Below are 19276 nucleotides of genomic sequence, written 5' to 3'. Positions count from 1 at the left end.
GGTCGCCAATGCGCTGCATTGGGCTCCCTCCTCCGCCTTGCGATGCACGCACCCCAACGCCGCCCCGCCCGCCCTCCGGGCGAACGACGGGAGTTCGGCGGCAGGCCGTATAGCGTGACCGCCATGCTGACGATCGCGCACCTCAGTGACATCCACCTCGGCCAGGTCCACCGTCGGGACGGCGGCAAGCGCGCCCGGCGGCGGGCCGAGCAGGTGATGGCGTACCTCGACGCCCTGCCCGGCCCGCTGGACGCGGTGCTGGTCACCGGCGACCTCGCCGACCACGGCTCGCCCGAGGAGTACCGCCAGGTCGCCGAGGTGCTGGCGTCCCGGCACCCGGTGCTCACCTGCCCCGGCAACCACGACGTCCGGGAGCCGTACCGGGAGGTGCTGCTCGGCGAGGCGCCGTCGACGGACCCGGTCAACCGGCTGCACCGGCTGCCCGGCGTCGACGTGCTGATGCTCGACTCCTCGATACCCGGGCAGCACGACGGCCTGCTGGCGGACGCCACCCTCGACTGGCTGGACGACCGACTCGCCTCCGGAGAGCAGGAGTCGCCGGCCCTGGTGGCCTTCCACCACCCGCCGGTCGAGCTGCACATCCCGAGCGTGGACCGGATCCGCCAGTACGGCGAGGTCCGGCTCGCACGGGTGCTCCGCCGCCACCCCCGGGTGGCCGCCCTGCTCTGCGGCCACTCCCACACCCCCGCCGCGACCACCTTCGCGGGCCTTCCGGTGCTGGTCGCGCCCGGCGTGGTGTCCACCACCACCCTGCCCTGCGAGGGCGGCCGCGGCATCACCTTCGACCACCCGCCGATGCTCGCCTTCCACGTCCTGGACGGGGACTCCCGGCTCACCACCCACTACCGGATCGTCATCTGACGGTCCGTCGGCCCCCGCCCGGCCACGTGGTCGGCGCCTGCGCCTGCGGATGCTGCGGCGACGGCGACGGCGGCGACCGGTAGGGCTGCTGCGGCGCGCTGCCCGGCCGGGGGAACGGGCGGGGCGCCAGCGGTTCGGGGGCGGCCCGGCTGCCCGCCATCGGGTGCGCGGAGTTCGGCCCGCGCATCCGCTGGGCGGCCACCTGGCGGGAGATCAGGATCTCCAGCAGGCACCACATCGTGCCGAACACCCCCAGCCCCATCGCCATCAGTGCGGGTGTCATCAGCCAACTGCCCGCGTACGAGGCCAGGGTCGCGACGACCACGCCCACCAGCGTGAAGGAGAGGCAGAGCACCGCCCGGACTGCGGCGGAGCGCACCTCGTCGGGCAGGCGGCGGCGACGGCGTGGCGCGGACATCGGGCGACCCCCAGGCGCGGATCCGGTGCTGGAACGGGGAACGGGCGCACACGAATTGCGCCCCCTTCACCTCACTCTGCCCCCGCCGAACCCGGACCATGCGTCCGAATCCACCGAACTGCCGTCAAACCGTGCCATCCGGGCAGGCGGCGGCGGGAGCTCACCCCAACTGCTGGTCGAGCTCCTCCAGGGCGCCGGTGACGATCGTCCGCATCGCCCGTTCGGCGTGCGCGGCGTCGCCGCCGCAGATCGCGTCGGCGACCTCCCGGTGCAGCCTGATCGCGTACGGCTCGGGCTGATGGGGCATCAGATGGTACTCGGTCCGGCCGGTGAGCACCGCCCCGACGGTGTCGCCGAGGTGGGCGAACATCTCGTTCCCGGAGGCGCGCAGCACGAGGGCGTGGAAGGCGATGTCGTACCCGAGGAAGGTGGTGAGGTCGGCCTCCCGGGCGGCGACCGTCAACTCCACGGCCAGTGAGCTGAGTTCGCGCCGGTCGTCGTCGCTGGCGTGGCTCGCGGCGAGCGCGGCCGCGGCCGGTTCGACGGCCACCCGCAGGGAGCCGAGCGAGCGCAGTTGGGCGGGCCGGTCGGCGCCGGCCAGTCGCCAGCGGATCACCATGGGGTCGAAGACGTCCCAGACCGACTTCGGCTGGACGGTGATCCCGACCCGCCGGCGGGACGCCACCAGGCGCATCCCCTCCAGGACGCGCACCGCCTCCCGGACGACCGTCCGGGACACCCCGAACCGTTCCTCCAGGTCCTCCGCGCGCAGCACCGCGCCCTCGGGGAGCTCCCCGGACGCGATCGCCGGCCCGAGCTCGTCAAGCACCCGGCCGGGCAGCCCCTGGATCTCCATCCGCCCAGGGTAGACGGCCGCCCCCGCGCGGCGCGCACCGCCCTGCGACCTACCCCACACTCCAAAAGTATGACGATTTGGTTTCCGGCACTTGAATACGTCATATCTTTGAGGCGATAGTGGCGGCCTGCAACGAAGGAGCACCACCGATGGCTCTCAACGTCGAGAACCGCGCCCTCCCGGGCACCCCCCTCACCGTCGTGGTGATGGGCGTCTCCGGTGTCGGCAAGACCACCCTGGCCCGCCTCCTGGCCGACCGCCTCGATCTCCCCTTCGCCGAGGCGGACGAGTTCCACCCGCCGGCCAACATCGCCAAGATGTCCGCCGGCACGCCGCTGGACGACCGGGACCGGGAACCCTGGCTGCGCGCCATCGGCGCCTGGCTCGGGGAGCGCACCGAGTCCGGCACCGGCGGCGTGGTCACCTGCTCGGCGTTGAAGCACGGCTACCGCGACATCCTGCGCGCGGCCGCCCCGGGCGCCTTCTTCCTGCACCTCAGCGGCGGTCACGAGCTGGTCGAGGACCGGCTCTCCCACCGCACCGGCCACTTCATGCCGTCGTCGCTGCTCGGATCCCAGTACGCCACCCTGGAGCCCCTGGGTGCGGACGAGCGCGGCGCCGTCCTGGACGTGGGCCCGTCCCCCGAAGAACTCGTCGAGATGGCCGTGGCGCTGCTGCGGCCCGTCAATGGAGACCTCGCGTGAGTATTGCCCCCACCCTCCTGGCGGCCGCCCCACCGGCCCTGCCGCACACCGGCAGCGACTCCCAGCTGCTGATCGCGGTGCTGCTCAGCATCGGCGCGATCGTCCTGCTGATCACCAAGCTGAAACTGCACCCGTTCCTCGCCCTCACGCTCGGCTCCGGCCTGCTGGCCGCCGTCGCGGGCGCCCCCTTCGACAAGCTGCTGAGCAGCTTCTCCACGGGATTCGGTTCCACCGTGGCCAGCGTCGGTCTGCTGATCGGCCTGGGCGCGATGCTCGGCAAGCTGCTCGCGGACTCGGGCGGCGCCAACATCATCGCGGACACCGTGCTGTCCCGGACCGGCAACAAGGCGCTGCCCTGGGCGATGGCGCTGATCGCCGCCGTGCTCGGCCTGCCGCTGTTCTTCGAGGTCGGCGTCGTCCTGCTGATCCCGATCGTGCTGCTGGTCGCCCGCCGCGGCAACGTGCCGCTGATGCGGGTCGGCATCCCGGCCCTGGCCGGCCTGTCGGTGCTGCACGGCCTGGTGCCCCCGCACCCGGGCCCGCTGGTCGCGGTCGACGCGCTCAAGGCCGACCTCGGCATCACCCTGGCGCTCGGCCTGCTGATCGCCGTCCCGACCCTGATCATCGCCGGCCCGCTGTTCGCCCGGGTCGCCGAGCGCTGGGTGGGCCCGCTGGAGGTCCCGGCCGCCACGGCCCCCGAGGAGACCACCAGGTCCGAGCGCACCCCGTCGTTCGGCGCGGTGATGGCGACCATCCTGCTGCCCGTCGTGCTGATGCTCGGCAAGGCCCTGGCCGACGTGGTGATCGACGACCCGAAGGCGGTCGGCCAGCGGGTCTTCGACTTCATCGGCTCCCCGCTGATCGCCCTGCTCGCCGCGACCCTGCTCGCCATGCTGACCCTCGGCAGGGCGGCCGGCTTCGACCGGGCCCGGATCTCCGACACCGTCGGCAAGTCGCTCGGCCCGATCGCCGGGATCGTGTTCATCGTCGGCGCCGGCGGCGGCTTCAAGCAGACCCTGATCGACGTGGGCGTCGGCAACGCGGTGAGCGAGTGGTCCGGCAAGTGGCACATCTCCGCGCTGCTGCTGGGCTGGCTGATCGCCGTGCTGATCCGCCTGGCCACCGGCTCGGCGACGGTCGCCACCATCACCGCGGCCGGCATCGTGTCGCCGCTCGCCGCGAACATGTCCTCGACCCACGCGGCCCTGCTGGTGCTCGCGATCGGGGCCGGCTCGCTGTTCCTGTCGCACGTCAACGACGCCGGCTTCTGGCTGGTGAAGGAGTACTTCGGGATGAGCGTCGGGCAGACGCTCAAGTCCTGGTCGGTGATGGAGACGGTGATCTCGGTGGTCGCGATCGCCCTGATCATGCCGCTGAGCCTGATCATCTAGCGCGCCCGGCGCACCTTCGCCCGCAGGGGCGGCACCCGTACCGTACGGGTGCCGCCCCTGCGGCGTTCGCGGTCAGTGCCCGAGCAGCCCCGAGAGCACGGCCGTGGTGGCCGCCAGCAGCTCCTCGGCCGCCGCGCCGCCGGCCGCCGTACGGGCCAGCACCCCCTCGCGCGCCGCCAGCACGACCGCCGCCGTCCGCCCGGCCCCGGCTCCGGCCGGCACCAGCTCGGGCAGCACCCGTTCCAGAACGTCGGCCAGCGCCCGCGCCACCGTCCGGTCGTGCGCGGCGAGCTGTTCGGCCAGCTCCGCGGACCGGGCCGCGACCAGCCGGAACTCCAGGAACAGCAGGATCCACCCGCTCTCCGCCGGCTCGACCCGCAGCAGCGCCTCGACCAGCAGCCGGGCCCGCTCCGGCGGCGCGAGCGCCTCGCAGGCGGCGGCGAGCCGCTCCAGCTCGGTGATCCGCCGGGCGGCCTGGTCGTCGAAGAGGGCCAGCAGCAGGTCCTCCTTGCCGGCGAAGTTCGAGTAGAAGGCCCCGCGGGTGTACCCGGCGGCGGCGCAGACGTCCTCGATGCTCGTCCGCGCGAAGCCGACGGAGAGGAACAGCTCGCTCGCCGCGGCGAGCAGTCGGGCCCGGGTGTGGACGCGCCGCCGGGGCGGTCGGGGAGCGGCGGCTTCGGTGGGGGGTGGGTTCACAGCAGCACGATACATGGTGTATTCAGTACGAGTCGTATTCAATACGAGCCGTACTGAACCACGCGCGGCCGAAGGAGCCGGACATGACCCGCCTGCTGATCACCAACGCCCACCTGCTCCACCCCGAGGACGGCACCCGCACCGACCCCGGCTGGCTGGAGGCCGCCGACGGCCGGATCACCGCCACCGGCACCGGCCGCCCGCCGGCCGCCACCGAAGCGGTCCGGGTCCTGGACGCACGGGGCGCCACCGTGCTGCCCGGCCTGATCGACGCCCACGTCCACCTGCTGGTCACCTCGCTCGACCTGCGTGACGTCGCGAACTGGACGCCCGGCTACGCCACCGTCCGCGCCCTGGCCGAGGCCGAACGGATGCTGCGCCGCGGCTTCACCACCGTCCGCGACGTCGGCGGCGCCGACCACGGCATGGCCCGCGCCCTGGCCGAGGGCCTCGTCCCCGGTCCGCGCCTGCTGCACGGCGGCAAGGCGCTCTCCCAGACCGGCGGCCACGGCGACCTGCGCCCACTCGGCGACGACTCGCTGCCCTGCTGCGAGGCCCGCCCCCACTTCGGCCGGATCGCCGACGGCGTGGACGCGGTGCGCGCCGCCGCCCGGGACGAGTTCCGCAAGGGCGCCCGGCACCTCAAGGTGCTGCTCTCCGGCGGCGTCGCCTCCCCGCACGACGAGATCGCCGCGGTCCAGTACAGCGAGGAGGAGATCCGGGCGGCCGTCGAGGAGGCCGAGAACCACAACCGCTACGTCACCGTGCACGCCTACCACCCGCGCGCGATCGACCGCGCCCTGCGGGCCGGCGTGCGCTGCGTCGAACACGGCAACCTGCTGGACGGCACCACCGTCGCGCTGCTGCTGGAGAAGGACGCCTTCCTGGTCCCCACCCTGGTCGCCTACGAGCGTACGGCGAAGCTCGGCGCCGCCTCCGGCCTGCCGCCGGCCTCACTGGCCAAGCTCGCCGAGGTCCGCGACCGCGGCCTGGAGGCCCTGGAGCTCGCCCACCGCGCGGGCGTCAACCTGGTCTACGGCAGCGACCTGCTCGGCCCGCTGCACCACGCCCAGCTGGAGGAGTTCACCCTGCGCGCCCAGGTCCAGCCGGCCCTCGACGTGCTCCGCTCGGCGACCACCACGGCGGCCCGGCTGCTCGGCCTGGCGGGGGAGATCGGCACCCTCGCCCCGGGCGCGCACGCGGACCTGCTGGTCGTCGACGGCGACCCGCTGGCCGACCTCACCGTGCTGACCCGCCCGGAGCGGCACCTCCGGCACGTGGTCAAGGCGGGCGCCGTGGTGTGAAAACGCGGGCGGGCGCCCGGGGAAACCCCGAACGCCCGCCCGCCGTACCGCAGTTACGCGTCTACTTGTTCCCGCGCTTCGCGAGGCTGTGCCTACTTGTTCCCGCGCTTCGCGAGGCTGTGCCTACTTGTTCCCACGCTTCGCGAGGAAGGCCTCGACCTCGTCCCGGATCTCCGGGGTGTCCAGCCCGCGCACCGTCATGGTGGTGCGGCGGCGCAGCACGTCGTCCGTGGTGTACGCCCACTCGTTGTCGGCCGCGTAGGCGACCTGCGCCCAGACGTCCGGGCCGTCGGCGTGGATCGGCCGGCCGAGCTCCGGGTTCTCGTCGATCATGCGGGCGATGTCGAAGGACAGGGTGCCGTAGTGGCTGGCCAGGTGCTTGGCGACCAGCGGCTCCATCCGCGAGCCCGGCTCGCGGTCGATCAGCAGCCGGTGCGCGACGGCGTTCGGCGCGCCGACGCCCGGCAGCGGGACGGTCGGGGCGATCGGGGACATGTCCTCGGCGAGGCCGGTGCCGGGCACGTGGGCCAGCTTCTCCAGCACCGCGCGGCCGATGTGCCGGTAGGTGGTCCACTTGCCGCCGGAGACCGACAGCATGCCGCCGCGGCCCTCGGTGACGACGGTCTCGCGCTTGGCGGCGGCGGTGTCACCCGGGCCGCCGGGCAGCACGCGCAGGCCGGCGAAGGAGTAGGTGATCAGGTCGCGGTCGAGGTGCTCGTCGCGGATCGCGTGCGCGGCCTCGCCCATGATCTGGTCGATGTCCGCCTCGGTGGCCCGGACGTCCTTCGGGTCGCCGGTGTACTCCTCGTCGGTGGTGCCGAGGAGGACGTGGTCCTCCCACGGGATGGCGAAGGAGACGCGGTACTTGTCGATCGGGATGGTCAGCGCGGCGCGCCACGGCGAGCGGCGCTTGACGACGACGTGGGCGCCCTTGGAGAGGCGGATCGACGGCGCGGCGCCGGCGTCCTCCATCGTGCGCAGGTGGTCGACCCACGGGCCGGTGGCGTTGAGCACCAGGCGGGCGTTCACGCCGAACTCGCTGCCGTCCAGGCGGTCGCGCAGCTCGGCGCCGGTGACCCGGCCGCCGGTGAAGCGCAGACCGGTGACCTCGGCGTGGTTGAGGACCACGGCGCCGGCGTCGACGGCGGCGCGCACGGTCATCACCGCGACGCGCGAGTCGTTCATCTGGTGGTCGCCGTAGACGGCCACCGAGCGCAGGCCCTCGGTGCGCAGCGCGGGCACCTGCTGGGCGGCGTGCGCGGCGGTGGAGACCCGGCCCATGCCGTCGCGGAAGGCGGACAGCGCCGAGTAGAGGAACACGCCGGCGCCGAGCTTGGCCGCGCCGTGCGGGCCGCCCTTGTAGACCGGCACGAAGAAGGTCAGCGGGTTGACCAGGTGCGGGGCCACGTCGGTGGAGAGCGCGCGGCGCTCCTTGTGGTTCTCGGCGACGAGCTTGACCGCGCCGGTCTGCAGGTAGCGCAGACCGCCGTGGACGAGCTTGGAGGAGGCGCTGGAGGTGGCGCCGGCGAAGTCGCCGGCGTCGACCATGGCGACCTTCAGGCCGGCCTGGGACGCGGTCCAGGCGACGGCCGTGCCGAGGATGCCGCCCCCGATCACCAGCAGGTCGTAGGTGGCCTTGCCGAGCAGCTCACGGGTCTCGGCGCGGGAAGCGGTGCGGCCGGCGGTGCGCTCGGCGCCCAGGGTCGGGATGGTTGCCATGGTGGTTGTGTACGGCGCGCTGTTCCGGCTGCGCCGTTACTCCTCTCGGGTGCGGTGCGGCCCCTGCTGGAGAGGCCGGTCGGCCCGGTGCGGCGGGCCGGTGGAACACGGTTGCGCCCGGTGCCGGAACAGCGGGCGGCCGGCCGGGGCACGGGGCCCCGACCGGCGGGTCGGTCAGTTGGTCTCTTCCTCCTCCACCCAGCCCATGGTGCGCTCCACGGCCTTGAGCCACTTCTTGTACTCGCGCTCCCGGGTGTCCTCGTCCATGCGCGGGGTCCACTCGGCGGCGCGGTGCCAGTTGGCCCGCAGGGTGTCGAGGTCGTTCCAGAAGCCGACGGCGAGACCGGCCGCGTAGGCGGCGCCGAGGGCGGTGGTCTCGGCCACGTACGGGCGCTCGACCGGGGCGTCCAGGACGTCGGCGATGTTCTGCATGAGCAGGTTGTTGCTGGTCATGCCGCCGTCGACCTTGAGGGCGGTGAGCTCGACCCCGGAGTCCTTCTGCATGGCGTCGACGACCTCGCGGGTCTGCCAGGCGGTGGCCTCCAGGACGGCCCGGGCCAGGTGGCCCTTGGTGACGTACCGGGTCAGACCGGCGATCACACCGCGGGCGTCGGAGCGCCAGTACGGGGCGAACAGGCCGGAGAAGGCCGGGACGAAGTAGGCGCCGCCGTTGTCCTCGACGGTGTTGGCGAGGGTCTCGATCTCGGCAGCGGTGGAGATGATGCCGAGCTGGTCGCGCAGCCACTGGACGAGCGAGCCGGTGACGGCGATCGAGCCCTCCAGCGCGTAGACCGGGGCCTGGTCGCCGATCCGGTAGCCGACCGTGGTCAGCAGGCCGTGGTACGAGTTGACGATCTTCTCGCCGGTGTTCAGCAGGAGGAAGGTGCCGGTGCCGTAGGTCGACTTGGCCTCGCCCTCGTTGAAGCAGGTCTGGCCGAACAGGGCGGCCTGCTGGTCGCCGAGCGCGGCGGCGACCGGGACGCCGGCCAGGTCGCCGACGGCCTCGCCGTAGACCTCGGCGGAGGAGCGGATCTCCGGGAGGACGGTCAGCGGCACGCCCATCGAGTCGGCGATCTTCTCGTCCCACGCCAGGGTGTTCAGGTTCATCAGCATGGTGCGGCTGGCGTTGGTCACGTCGGTGACGTGCTTGCCGCCGTTCACACCGCCGGTGAGGTTCCAGATCACCCAGGTGTCCATGGTGCCGAACAGGATGTCGCCGGCCTCGGCGCGCTCGCGCAGGCCCTCGACGTTGTCCAGCAGCCAGCGGATCTTCGGGCCGGCGAAGTAGCTGGCCAGCGGGAGGCCGGTCTCGCGGCGGAAGCGGTCCTGGCCGACGTTGCGGCCCAGTTCGCGGCAGAGCGCCTCGGTGCGGGTGTCCTGCCACACCAGCGCGTTGTGCACCGGCTCACCGGTGTTCTTGTCCCACAGGACGGTGGTCTCGCGCTGGTTGGTGATGCCGATCGCGCGGATGTCGTCCTTGGTCAGGCCGGCCTTCTCCAGCGCACCGCGGACGACCGACTGCACCCGTGTCCAGATCTCGGCGGCGTCGTGCTCGACGTAGCCGGGCTGGGGGAAGATCTGCCGGTGCTCCTGCTGGTCGACGGAGACGATCCGGCCGTCGGCGCCGAAGATGATGCAGCGGCTGGAGGTGGTGCCCTGGTCGATCGCGGCGATGTAGTTACCGGTGGAGGTCATGTGGAGGGTCCTCGGCTCAAGTTCGGGGGTTACGGGGTGGGTGGGCCTGACACGGACGTTCGTTACCCGTACGTCCGGTCAGTCCCCGTGCTCGGCGGTTTCCAACCGGGCCTTTAGAACAGGGCGTTGTAGACGCCGCCGGCCGCGAGGCCGCCCAGGATCGGGCCGACGACCGGGATCCAGGCGTACGACCAGTCCGAGCCGCCCTTGTTCGGGATCGGCAGGAAGGTGTGGGCGATGCGCGGGCCGAGGTCGCGGGCCGGGTTGATCGCGTAGCCGGTCGGGCCACCGAGGGAGAGGCCGATGCCCACGACGGTGAGGGCGACGATCAGGGTGCCCATGCCGCTGTCGCCCAGGCCCTTGGTGGTGCCGAGGGTGAGGATCGCCATGCAGAGCACGAAGGTGCCGATGACCTCGGTGATCACGTTCTGGAGCGGGTTCCGGATCTCGGGCCCGGTCGAGAAGATGCCGAGGGTGGGCTCCTTGTTGGCCTGGAACTGGCCGAGGTAGGCGAGCCAGACCATGACGGCGCCGATGATCGCGCCGAGCAGCTGGGAGCCGATGTAGAGCGGCACCTGGCTCCACTCGCCGGTCTTGACGGCGATGGCGATGGTGACGGCCGGGTTGAGGTGGGCGCCGGACTTGGCCCCGGTCATGTAGGCGGCGATGAGGACCGCGAAGCCCCAGCCGAAGGTGATCGCCAGCCAGCCGGCGTTGAAGGCCTTCGACTTCTTGAGGGTCACGGCGGCGCAGACGCCGCCGCCGAGGAGTATCAGGGCGGCGGTGCCGAGGGTTTCGCCGACGAAGACGTCGCCGTTGGAGATGGCGGACACAAAGACTCCCTTGTCATGGCCCGAAGTGCGGGTGGGGGCAGGTGGCCGGTGGATCCCTGTGCGGGTGAGCGCGCCGTGGGAGTGATCTTCCCGGCCATCGTTCGACAATGTCGACCGTCATGCGGAAGCTTCCTCCCCAGGTCGGCCCCGCGTCAAGGCGGGGTTACGCAGCTGTGACCCTTCCCTCGGAAGGTCCCCCGAAGTTACCCAGCGGAGCGGCCCGAATCGGGGCAAAACGCCAAGGCGCGGACAGGCTCACCGCCCGTCCGCGCCTCAGCGTGACGAATCGACCGCGTTGCTCAGAACCGCCCGGCGCCCAGGTCGCGGGAGATCGCCCGCGCCGCGCTGCGCACCGAGGCCACCAGCGAGGGCTTCACGAAGCCGTCCTCGCAGACCCGCTCGACCGGCCCGTTGATGCACACCGCGCCCACCGGGTTGCGCCGCCGGTCCTGGATCAGCGCCGCGATCGAGGCCACGCCGTCCCAGGTCTCCTCGATCGAGTCCGCCCAGCCGCGCTCGCGGATCAGCGCGCACTCGGCGTCCAGGTCGCTCGCCTCGGTCAGCGTCCGCACGGTGTACGACTCGTACGGACCGTCGCCCAACTCCCCGCGCGCGACCGGGTCGTAGGCCACCAGGACCTTGCCGATCGCGGTGCTGTGCAGCGGCTGCATCGAGCCGACCTCCAGCACCTGCCGGGTGTCGTCGGGCCGGAACACGTGGTGCACGATCAGCACGCCCTGCTGGTGCAGCACCCCCAGGTAGACGGTCTCCCCGGCCGCCCGGGCCAGGTCGTCCGCCCAGACCAGCGCCCGCGCCCGCAGCTCGTGCACGTCCAGGTAGCTCTGTCCCAGCCGCAGCAGCTCGGCGCCCAGCTGGTACTTGCCGCTCTCCGGGTCCTGCTCGACGAACCCCTCCTGCTGCAGCGTGCGCAGGATGCCGTGCGCGGTGCCCTTGGCGAGGTCCAGTGCCGTCGCGACCTCGGACAGCCCCAGGCGGCGCTCGCCGCCGGCCAGCAGGCGCATGATCGCGGCGGCCCGGGAGAGCGACTGGATCGGGCCGGGCATGGATACCTCCGGACGACAGGCGGTCGACATTGTCGACCGCAGTGGTGACGGGACGAGTCTGCCAGGCCGCCGTCCGTCCGTGCACCTTCCCCCTCGGTAACCCGCGCTCGACCCGGTGTTAACCTTCCGCGCCCGCTACCCTTCCACCCCGCTGAGCAGCCCGCGCCGCACCGACACCTCGGCCGCCAGCGCGGCGATCCCGTCGGTGCCGACCCGGCAGCAGCCGCCGACCAGCCGCGCGCCGTCCGCCAGCCAGCCGCCCACCCGCGCCGAGCGGAAGGTCGGCTCCCCGCGCCAGTCCCGGCGGTCCGGGTCCCAGTGCTCCCCGCTGTTCGGGTAGACCACCACCGGCTTCCCGGTCACCTCCGCGGCCACCGCCACCGCCAGGTCCGCGTCCCGCGGAGTGCAGCAGTTCACACCCACCGCCAGCACCTCGTCCACCTCCGCGGCCAGCGCGAACGCCTCCTCCAAGGGCTGCCCGGCCCTGGTCCGGCCGTCCGCCACGCTGTACGACAGCCAGGCCGGCACCCCCAGCCCGCGCACCAGCTCCAGCAGCGCCCGCGCCTCGTCCGCGTCCGGCACCGTCTCCAGCGCCAGCACGTCCGGCCGGGCCGCCGCCAGCACCTCCAGCCGGGGCCGGTGGAACGCCACCAGCTCCGCGTGGTCCAGCCCGTACCGGCCCCGGTACTCCGAACCGTCCGCCAGCACCGCCCCGTACGGGCCGACCGAGGCCGCCACCCAGCGCCGCCGGCCGCCCGGCTCGGCCCGCGCCGCCTCCCGGGCCAGCTCCACGCTGCTCGCCAGCAACCGGGCCGCCGCCGCGTGCCCCACCCCGCGCCGGGCGAAGCCCGCGAAGCTCGCCTGGTAGCTCGCCGTGATCGCGACGTCGGCCCCCGCCGCGAAGTACGCCCGGTGCGCCGCCACCACGGCGTCCGGGTCGTCCGCGAGCAGCCGCGCCGACCACAGCGCGTCCGACAGGTCGTGCCCCGCGGAGGCCAACTGGTTGGACATCCCGCCGTCCAGGACCAGCGGGCCGGCCGCCAGCGCCGTGGCGAAGTCCGGCGGGGGAGCAGTGGGCATCTCGGTCTCCTCGGGCGCGGTCGTTCCTGGTCACAGCCTAGAAGCCGGAGCCCCCCGCCGACCGGGAAAACCGTTTGCCGCCGGGGAACGGAGTCGTTACGTTGTGCTCATCCCGAGAACGACAGCACCAGGTGCCCCAGGGGCGCGGAGAGGAGCCGGCGATGGCAGCGGACGACGCGTCCCCCCAGCCCGCCGCCGGGCCCACGGCCGAGCAGGAGTGGCTCGCCGCGTACGACCCGCGCGCCTACGCCCCGATCGCCGTCACCGTCGACGTGGTGGCCCTGACGCTGCGCGGCGGCCGGCTGCACGTGCTGCTGGTCGAGCGCGGCGCCCCGCCCTACCAAGGCTGCTGGGCGCTGCCCGGCGGCTTCCTGCGGGCGGGGGAGGAGGGCCTCGACGAGGCCGCCGCCCGCGAACTCGCCGAGGAGACGGGCCTCCAGGGCGTCTCCGAGGCCGAGGCCGCGCTCTGCCGCCTGCACCTCGAACAACTCGGCACCTACGGCGCCCCCGAGCGGGACCCGCGGATGCACGTCGTCTCCGTCGCCTACCTGGCCTTCGCCCCGGACCTGCCCGACCCGCAGGCCGGCACGGACGCCGCGGCCGCCGCCTGGCACCCGGTGGCCGATCTCGACCCGGCCCCGCGGCCCCCGGACCGCGCCCCAGCCGCCGGTGTGCCCGCCGACACCCACGGGGGTGGCGTCGACGGGCACACCGGCCCCCCGCCGGTCGCACCGCAGCCGATCCGGCTCGCCTTCGACCACGCCCGCATCCTGGCCGACGGCCTCGACCGGGTGCGCGCCAAGCTGGAGTACAGCCCGCTCGCCACCGCCTTCCTGCCCCACGACTTCACCATCCCCGACCTCCGCGCCGTCTACGAGGCCGTCTGGGACGAGAAGCTCCACCCCGGCAACTTCCACCGCAAGGTCCTCTCCGCCCCCGGCTTCGTCGAGAGCACCGGCACCACTACCCAGCGCGGCGGCGCCCGCGGCGGCCCCCGCGCCCGCACCTACCACGCCGGCGGCGCCCGACTGCTGCACCCCGCCCTGCTCCGCCCCGCCCGCGAGGACGGCCCGGGCCCCGGCGCACCCGCCACCGACGACCGGCCCCGCTGAGCCCCGGGCTACCATCCGCCCATGACCACCGACGAAGCGACCCGCACCACCCACCGGCCGTTCTCCCACTGCCACTTCTGCGGCACGCCGTACGCGCCCGGCACCGACGGCTGGCCCCGCACCTGCCCCGGCTGCGCCGAGATCAGCTACCGCAACCCGCTGCCCGTCGCCGTCACCGTCCTGCCCGTCACCCGGCCCGACGCCGAGCCGGCCTTGGTCGTCATCCGTCGCACCATCGAACCCGGCTACGGCGAACTCGCCTTCCCCGGCGGCTACATGGACTTCGGCGAGAGCTGGCAGCAGGCCTGCGTGCGCGAACTCGCCGAGGAGACCGGCATCCTGGCCGACGCCGCCGACGTCCGCCTGATCCACACGGCCTCCGACCCCAACGGCCGCTTCATCATGCTCTGCGGACTCCTCCCCGCCCGCCCGCTCGCCGAACTCCCGCCCTCCCTCCCCACCGACGAGACCGAGGGCTGGCTGCTCGCCACCGCCGACACCGCGCTGGTCTGGGACTTCCACAACGGCATCCTGCGCCGCTGGTTCGACGGCGAGTTCACCCCCCGCTGAGGGGCGGCCCGCCGAGGGGTGGCGCAACGCCCGGCCGACCCTGGCGCAGCGGCCGCTCGCATGGCATGGTCTGCACCGACAGCCCAACCGGACGGGTTGGCCACGAGCTCACCCGTCCCCACCACCGGCCGGGAGACCACCACCGTGAGCACCCCAACCCAGGACCAGCCGCTCTGGCGCCCCAACCCCGCTCGCGCCGCCGCCACCAGCCTGGTCGCCTTCCAGGCCTGGGCCGCCCAACACCACGGAGCCCCGGCCGCCCCGCTCGCTCCGGCCGCCGACGACCAGCAGGCCGCCCAGCGCTACGCGGACCTGCACGCCTGGTCCACCGCCGACCTCGACCGCTTCTGGACCGCGGTGACGCAGTGGTTCGACGTCCGCTTCACCGAGGCCCCCGAGGCCGTCCTCGCCGACCCGGCCATGCCCGGCGCCCGCTGGTTCCCCGGCGCCCGCCTCAACTACGCCGAGCACGCCCTGCGCGCCGCCGAGGACGAGGCGAACGCCGACCGCCCGGCGATCCTCCACCTGGACGAGACCACCGAGCAGCCGGCCGCCCTCAGCTGGTCCGAACTGCGCAGCCAGGTCGGCTCGCTGGCCGCCGCCCTGCGCGCCCGCGGCGTCCGCCCCGGCGACCGGGTCAGCGCCTACCTGCCGAACATCCCGCAGGCCGCCGTCGCACTGCTCGCCACCGCCGCCGTCGGCGCCGTCTGGACGAGCTGCGCCCCCGACTTCGGCGCCCGCAGCGTCCTCGACCGCCTCCAGCAGATCGAACCCGCGGTCCTCTTCGCCGTCGACGGCTACCACTACGGCGGCAAGGACCACGACCGCACCGAGGTCGTCGCCGAGCTGCGCCGCGAACTCCCCAGCCTGCACACCGTGGTGCACGTCCCGCTGCTCGGCGCCCCGGCCCCCGAGGGCGCCCTCCGGTGGGAGGACCTGGTCGCCGAGGACGTGGCGCCGGTGTTCGAGCCGGTCCCCTTCGACCACCCGCTCTGGGTCCTCTACTCCTCCGGCACCACCGGCCTGCCCAAGGCGATCGTCCAGAGCCAGGGCGGCATCCTGCTCGAACACCTCAAGCAGGCCGGCCTCCACCTCGACCTCGGCCCCCGGGACCGCTTCCTCTGGTACACCTCCACCGGCTGGATGATGTGGAACTTCCTGCTGGCCGGCCTCCTGGTCGGGGCCACGATCGTCACCTACGACGGCAGCCCCGGCCACCCCGACACCGGCGCCCTGTGGTCCGTCGCCGCCCGCACCCGCGCCACCGTCCTCGGCACCTCCGCCGCGTACGTCATCGCCAGCCGCAAGGCCGAGCTGCACCCCGGCCGCGAACTCGACCTCTCCGCCGTCCGCTGCATCGGCACCACCGGCTCCCCGCTCCCGCCGGACGGCTTCCGCTGGATCTACGACGAGGTCAAGCAGGACGTCTGGCTCGCCTCGGTCAGCGGCGGCACCGACGTCTGCTCCTGCTTCGTCGGCGGCGTCCCCACCCTGCCCGTGTACCTCGGCGAGATCCAGGCCCCCTGCCTGGGCGCCGCCGTCGAGTCCTGGGACGTCCAGGGCCACCCGCACACCGACACCGTCGGCGAGCTCGTCGTCACCAAGCCGATCCCGTCGATGCCCACCGGCTTCTGGAACGACCCCGAGGGCACCCGGTACCACGACAGCTACTTCGACACCTACCCCGGCATCTGGCGCCACGGCGACTGGATCACCGTCACCTCCCGGGGCACCGTCGTCATCCACGGCCGCTCCGACTCCACCCTCAACCGCCAGGGCGTCCGGATGGGCTCCTCGGACATCTACGAGGTGGTCGAGCGCCTCCCCGAGATCGCCGAGTCCCTGGTCATCGGCCTGGAGGAGCCCGACGGCGGCTACTGGATGCCGCTGTTCGTCGTCCTCGCCCCCGGCGCCGAACTCGACGACGACCTCATCGGCCGCATCCGCACCTCGCTGCGCACCGAGCTCTCCCCGCGCCACGTCCCGGACGAGGTGATCGCCGTCCGCGGCCTGCCGCACACGCTGACCGGCAAGCGCATCGAGGTCCCGGTCAAGCGGATCCTCTCCGGTACCCCGCTGGAGCAGGCCGTCAACCCCGGTTCGGTCGACAACCTCGACCACCTGCGCTTCTTCGAGCGGCTCCGGGTCGACCGCCAGGCCTGACCGACCCGGGCGAACGCCGAAGGGGCGCCCCCACCGGTGCGGTGGGGGCGCCCCTTCAGCGTTTCCCGGGTCCTACTCTTCCCGGTCCCGGCTCCTACTCGCCGGAGAGCACCTGCTGCGCGGCGGCCCGCGCCTCCTCGGCGCTGTCCGCGGCCCGGGCCGCCTCGGCGGCCCGGCGGCACTGCGCCAGCGTGTACTTCGCCAGCGTGCTCCGGACGTAGGGGATCGAGGCCGAGCCCATGGAGAGGCTGGTGACGCCCAGACCGGTCAGCACCACGGCCAGCAGCGGGTCGGACGCCGCCTCACCGCAGACGCCACAGCTCTTGCCGGTCGCCTGCGCGGCCTCGGCGGCCGCGGCGACCAGGTCCAGCAGCGCCGGCTGCCACGGGTCCTGCAGCCGGGCCAGCGCACCGACCTGACGGTCGGCGGCGAAGGTGTACTGGGCCAGGTCGTTGGTCCCCAGCGACAGGAACTCGACCTCCTGGAGGATCGACCGGGCCCGCAGCGCGGCCGACGGGATCTCCACCATCGCACCGAACTTGGCGTCCAGCCCGGCCTCGCGGCACGCGGCGGCGAAGTCCGCGGCGTCCTTGCGGTCGGCCACCATCGGGGCCATCACCTCAAGGTGCACCGGCAGGCCCGCGGCCGCCGTGGCCAGCGCCCGCAGCTGGGTGCGCAGCACCTCCGGGTGCTCCAGCAGGGTGCGCAGACCGCGCACGCCCAGCGCCGGGTTCGGCTCGTCGGCCGGGGTCAGGAAGTCCAGCGGCTTGTCCGCGCCCGCGTCCAGCGCCCGGACCACGACCCGGCCCTCCGGGAAGGCCTCCAGCACCTTGCGGTACGCCTCGACCTGCTTCTCCTCGCTGGGAGCCTTCGCCGAGTCGTCCAGGAACAGGAACTCGGTACGGAACAGGCCGACGCCCTCCGCACCGTTCTCCAGCGCGGCCGGCACGTCCGCCGGGCCGCCCACGTTGGCGAGCAGCGGCACCCGGTGCCCGTCCGAGGTCTGCCCCGGGCCGGAGGAGGCGGCCAGCGCGGCCTTGCGCTCGGCGGCGACCGCCCGCAGCTCGTCCTGCTTCTCCCGCGACGGGTCCAGCAGCACGTCGCCCGAACTGCCGTCCACCGCGACGACGGTGCCCTCGGCGACGTCCGTCGCCCCCGACAGCGCGACCACGGCCGGCACGCCCATGGCCCGCGCCAGGATGGCGCTGTGGCTGGTCGGCCCGCCCTCCTCGGTCACGAAGCCGAGCACCAGCGTCGGGTCCAGCAGCGCGGTGTCGGCCGGCGCCAGGTCCCGCGCGAACAGCACGTACGGCTCGTCGCTGTCCGGCACGCCCGGCATCGGCACGCCCAGCAGGCGCGCCACGATGCGGTTGCGCACGTCGTCCAGGTCGGCGACACGCCCGGCCAGGTACTCCCCGGCGGAGGCCAGCAGCGCCCGGTAGGCCGCGAAGGCGTCGTACACGCCGCGCTCGGCACTGCTGCCGACGGCGATCCGGCGGGACACGTCGGCCATCAGCTCCGGGTCCTGCGCCATCAGCGCCTGGGCCTCCAGCACGGCCTGCGCCTCGCCGCCGGCCAGGTTGCCGCGCGCGATCAGGTCGGCCGCGACCGCCTCGACGGCCGCCTGGGCGCGTGCCTGCTCACGCGGGGCGTCCTCGGTCGGGATCTGGGTGGCCGGGGGCTCCAGGACCGCCGTGCCCATGTGCCGCACCTGGCCGATCGCGACCCCGTGGCTGACCCCCACGCCGCGCAGTGTCTTCTCCATGTTCCTGTTTCTCCGCTGAGAGGAGCGGCCCCGCCGGGAACCGCTGAGTGCCGGGTCGCCCCGTCAACTCCTGCGGGGCGGGTGTGTGTCGGTGACCGAGGGGTCAGTTCCAGCTGAACAGCTGGTCGCCGGCCTGGGCCTCGCCGGACTCGACCAGGTTGCCCAGGGAGTCGGGAGCGGCCTCCAGCGCCACGATCGGCGAGATCGGCGACTTGCCGGCGGCCTCGACCGCGGCCGGGTCCCACCGGATCACGGCCTGACCGCGGGTCACCGTGTCGCCCTTGTTGACGAGCAGCTCGAAGCCCTCGCCGTTCAGCTGCACCGTGTCGATGCCCAGGTGGGTCAGCACACCGTGCCCGTCCGCGTCCACCACCACGAAGGCGTGCGGGTGCATGGAGACCACGACGCCGTCCACCGGAGCGACCGCCTCGGTGGGCTCGCGAACCGGGTCGATCGCGGTGCCCGGGCCGACCATCGCGCCCGAGAACACCGGGTCCGGAACGCCCGCGAGCCCGACGACCTGTCCGGTCAGCGGCGACGTCACAGTGGTCATGGTTGTGCCTCCCAAGTACGCAATACAGCGAAGCGGCCGCGAGCGCGGCGCGACGATCAACTGAAGCCTAAATCATGTCAACTTCGGACATCTGTTGACATTCCCGGGCGAAGACCCACGCCCCCACCCGTCTACCGACCGGCGTCACATCGACCCGCGACTGGTCTAGTCCTCTTAGCCGATGCGCCGCACTCTACAGCCATCTTGGCGAATCGGGACCATTGCTGTATATGCTCGCGAGAGCAACAAATCATGCCGCCGTCCGGGTGACCCACGGCGAGCCTCGATTCGCGCTCCGGCAACCGACCCGCTATGGTTGGCCGAGTCGCCACAACTTGGCGGTTAACACCAGATTTCAGATGCAAAAAGCCCCGGTAAACGGAGCGGAAAACATCTGGTAAGCTGGAAACACGAAAGAACGAAGCGCCCGGAGGGCCCGCTGGAAGGCGGTCCGAAGGAAGCGTCCGTTCC

Annotated in this window: 17 protein-coding genes; 7 read left to right on the top strand and 10 right to left on the bottom strand. The window is 73.3% G+C overall.

The window, feature by feature from the left end; genetic code table 11:
* Window positions 1-123 precede the first annotated feature (123 nt).
* Window positions 124-882 carry a metallophosphoesterase gene (locus ACFY2K_RS42500; protein ID WP_380530856.1) on the top strand — a complete coding sequence of 253 codons (759 nt, stop codon included), beginning with the start codon at window positions 124-126 and terminating at the stop codon, window positions 880-882.
* Here ACFY2K_RS42500 and ACFY2K_RS42495 read toward each other — a convergent pair.
* Together ACFY2K_RS42495 and ACFY2K_RS42490 are read right to left on the bottom strand one after the other, a co-directional pair.
* Window positions 875-1300, bottom strand: coding sequence for a hypothetical protein (locus ACFY2K_RS42495; protein WP_380594633.1), 426 nt, complete (start codon window positions 1298-1300; stop codon window positions 875-877). The genes ACFY2K_RS42500 and ACFY2K_RS42495 overlap by 8 nt on opposite strands.
* Before the next feature lie 160 nt (window positions 1301-1460).
* Window positions 1461-2156 (bottom strand): FadR/GntR family transcriptional regulator, encoded by a 696-nt coding sequence (locus ACFY2K_RS42490; RefSeq protein WP_375892315.1) that lies wholly within the window; start codon window positions 2154-2156, stop codon window positions 1461-1463.
* A 149-nt stretch (window positions 2157-2305) separates the two neighbouring features.
* Here ACFY2K_RS42490 and ACFY2K_RS42485 point away from each other — a divergent pair, with 149 nt between their 5' ends.
* Both ACFY2K_RS42485 and ACFY2K_RS42480 read left to right on the top strand, forming a co-directional pair.
* The gene (locus tag ACFY2K_RS42485) at window positions 2306-2860 is read left to right on the top strand and encodes a gluconokinase (RefSeq protein ID WP_380530861.1); all 555 of its coding nucleotides are present in this window, start codon (window positions 2306-2308) and stop codon (window positions 2858-2860) included.
* A gap of 2 nt (window positions 2861-2862) precedes the next feature.
* Window positions 2863-4251 (top strand): gluconate:H+ symporter, encoded by a 1389-nt coding sequence (locus tag ACFY2K_RS42480; RefSeq protein WP_375892421.1) that lies wholly within the window; start codon window positions 2863-2865, stop codon window positions 4249-4251.
* Between the two features lie 72 nt (window positions 4252-4323).
* Here the strand turns inward: ACFY2K_RS42480 and ACFY2K_RS42475 are convergent, their stop codons facing one another.
* Entirely contained in the window at window positions 4324-4947 is a 624-nt protein-coding gene (locus ACFY2K_RS42475; protein ID WP_375892311.1) for a TetR/AcrR family transcriptional regulator, read from the bottom strand.
* A gap of 83 nt (window positions 4948-5030) precedes the next feature.
* Between ACFY2K_RS42475 and ACFY2K_RS42470 the strand changes: the two genes are divergently transcribed.
* On the top strand, window positions 5031-6251 hold the full coding sequence (locus tag ACFY2K_RS42470; RefSeq protein WP_380403502.1) for an amidohydrolase family protein: 1221 nt from the start codon (window positions 5031-5033) through the stop codon (window positions 6249-6251).
* 123 nt (window positions 6252-6374) lie between these two features.
* Here ACFY2K_RS42470 and ACFY2K_RS42465 read toward each other — a convergent pair whose 3' ends face one another.
* From ACFY2K_RS42465 to mmuM, 5 genes are all read right to left on the bottom strand, one after another.
* The gene (locus tag ACFY2K_RS42465; protein ID WP_375892308.1) at window positions 6375-7970 is read right to left on the bottom strand and encodes an FAD-dependent oxidoreductase; all 1596 of its coding nucleotides are present in this window, start codon (window positions 7968-7970) and stop codon (window positions 6375-6377) included.
* Window positions 7971-8144: 174 nt separating this feature from the next.
* Entirely contained in the window at window positions 8145-9665 is a 1521-nt protein-coding gene (gene glpK, locus ACFY2K_RS42460; RefSeq protein WP_375892307.1) for a glycerol kinase GlpK, read from the bottom strand.
* Window positions 9666-9778: 113 nt separating this feature from the next.
* Window positions 9779-10489 (bottom strand): MIP/aquaporin family protein, encoded by a 711-nt coding sequence (locus ACFY2K_RS42455; RefSeq protein ID WP_375892419.1) that lies wholly within the window; start codon window positions 10487-10489, stop codon window positions 9779-9781.
* Window positions 10490-10797: 308 nt separating this feature from the next.
* Entirely contained in the window at window positions 10798-11562 is a 765-nt protein-coding gene (locus ACFY2K_RS42450; protein WP_375892305.1) for an IclR family transcriptional regulator, read from the bottom strand.
* 135 nt (window positions 11563-11697) lie between these two features.
* Complete coding sequence (mmuM, locus tag ACFY2K_RS42445) at window positions 11698-12642, bottom strand: homocysteine S-methyltransferase (RefSeq protein ID WP_375892303.1); 945 nt, start codon at window positions 12640-12642, stop codon at window positions 11698-11700.
* Window positions 12643-12803: 161 nt separating this feature from the next.
* Here mmuM and ACFY2K_RS42440 point away from each other — a divergent pair, with 161 nt between their 5' ends.
* The 3 genes from ACFY2K_RS42440 to ACFY2K_RS42430 all read left to right on the top strand — a co-directional run bounded on the left by ACFY2K_RS42440 (window position 12804) and on the right by ACFY2K_RS42430 (window position 16487).
* On the top strand, window positions 12804-13754 hold the full coding sequence (locus ACFY2K_RS42440; protein WP_380530871.1) for an NUDIX domain-containing protein: 951 nt from the start codon (window positions 12804-12806) through the stop codon (window positions 13752-13754).
* A gap of 21 nt (window positions 13755-13775) precedes the next feature.
* Window positions 13776-14324, top strand: a complete 549-nt coding sequence (locus ACFY2K_RS42435; protein WP_375892299.1) for an NUDIX domain-containing protein — start codon at window positions 13776-13778, stop codon at window positions 14322-14324.
* 144 nt (window positions 14325-14468) lie between these two features.
* Window positions 14469-16487 (top strand): acetoacetate--CoA ligase, encoded by a 2019-nt coding sequence (locus ACFY2K_RS42430; protein ID WP_387718260.1) that lies wholly within the window; start codon window positions 14469-14471, stop codon window positions 16485-16487.
* Between the two features lie 94 nt (window positions 16488-16581).
* Here ACFY2K_RS42430 and ptsP read toward each other — a convergent pair whose 3' ends face one another.
* Both ptsP and ACFY2K_RS42420 read right to left on the bottom strand, forming a co-directional pair.
* Entirely contained in the window at window positions 16582-18252 is a 1671-nt protein-coding gene (gene ptsP / locus ACFY2K_RS42425; RefSeq protein ID WP_380530875.1) for a phosphoenolpyruvate--protein phosphotransferase, read from the bottom strand.
* Between the two features lie 103 nt (window positions 18253-18355).
* Complete coding sequence (locus tag ACFY2K_RS42420; RefSeq protein WP_375892293.1) at window positions 18356-18805, bottom strand: PTS glucose transporter subunit IIA; 450 nt, start codon at window positions 18803-18805, stop codon at window positions 18356-18358.
* Window positions 18806-19276 lie beyond the last annotated feature (471 nt).

The organism is Kitasatospora sp. NPDC001309 (assembly GCF_042896295.1).
Taxonomy (GTDB): domain Bacteria; phylum Actinomycetota; class Actinomycetes; order Streptomycetales; family Streptomycetaceae; genus Kitasatospora.
Note: the sequence above shows the minus strand (reverse complement) of the source record. Positions and strands in the feature narration are given on the sequence as shown.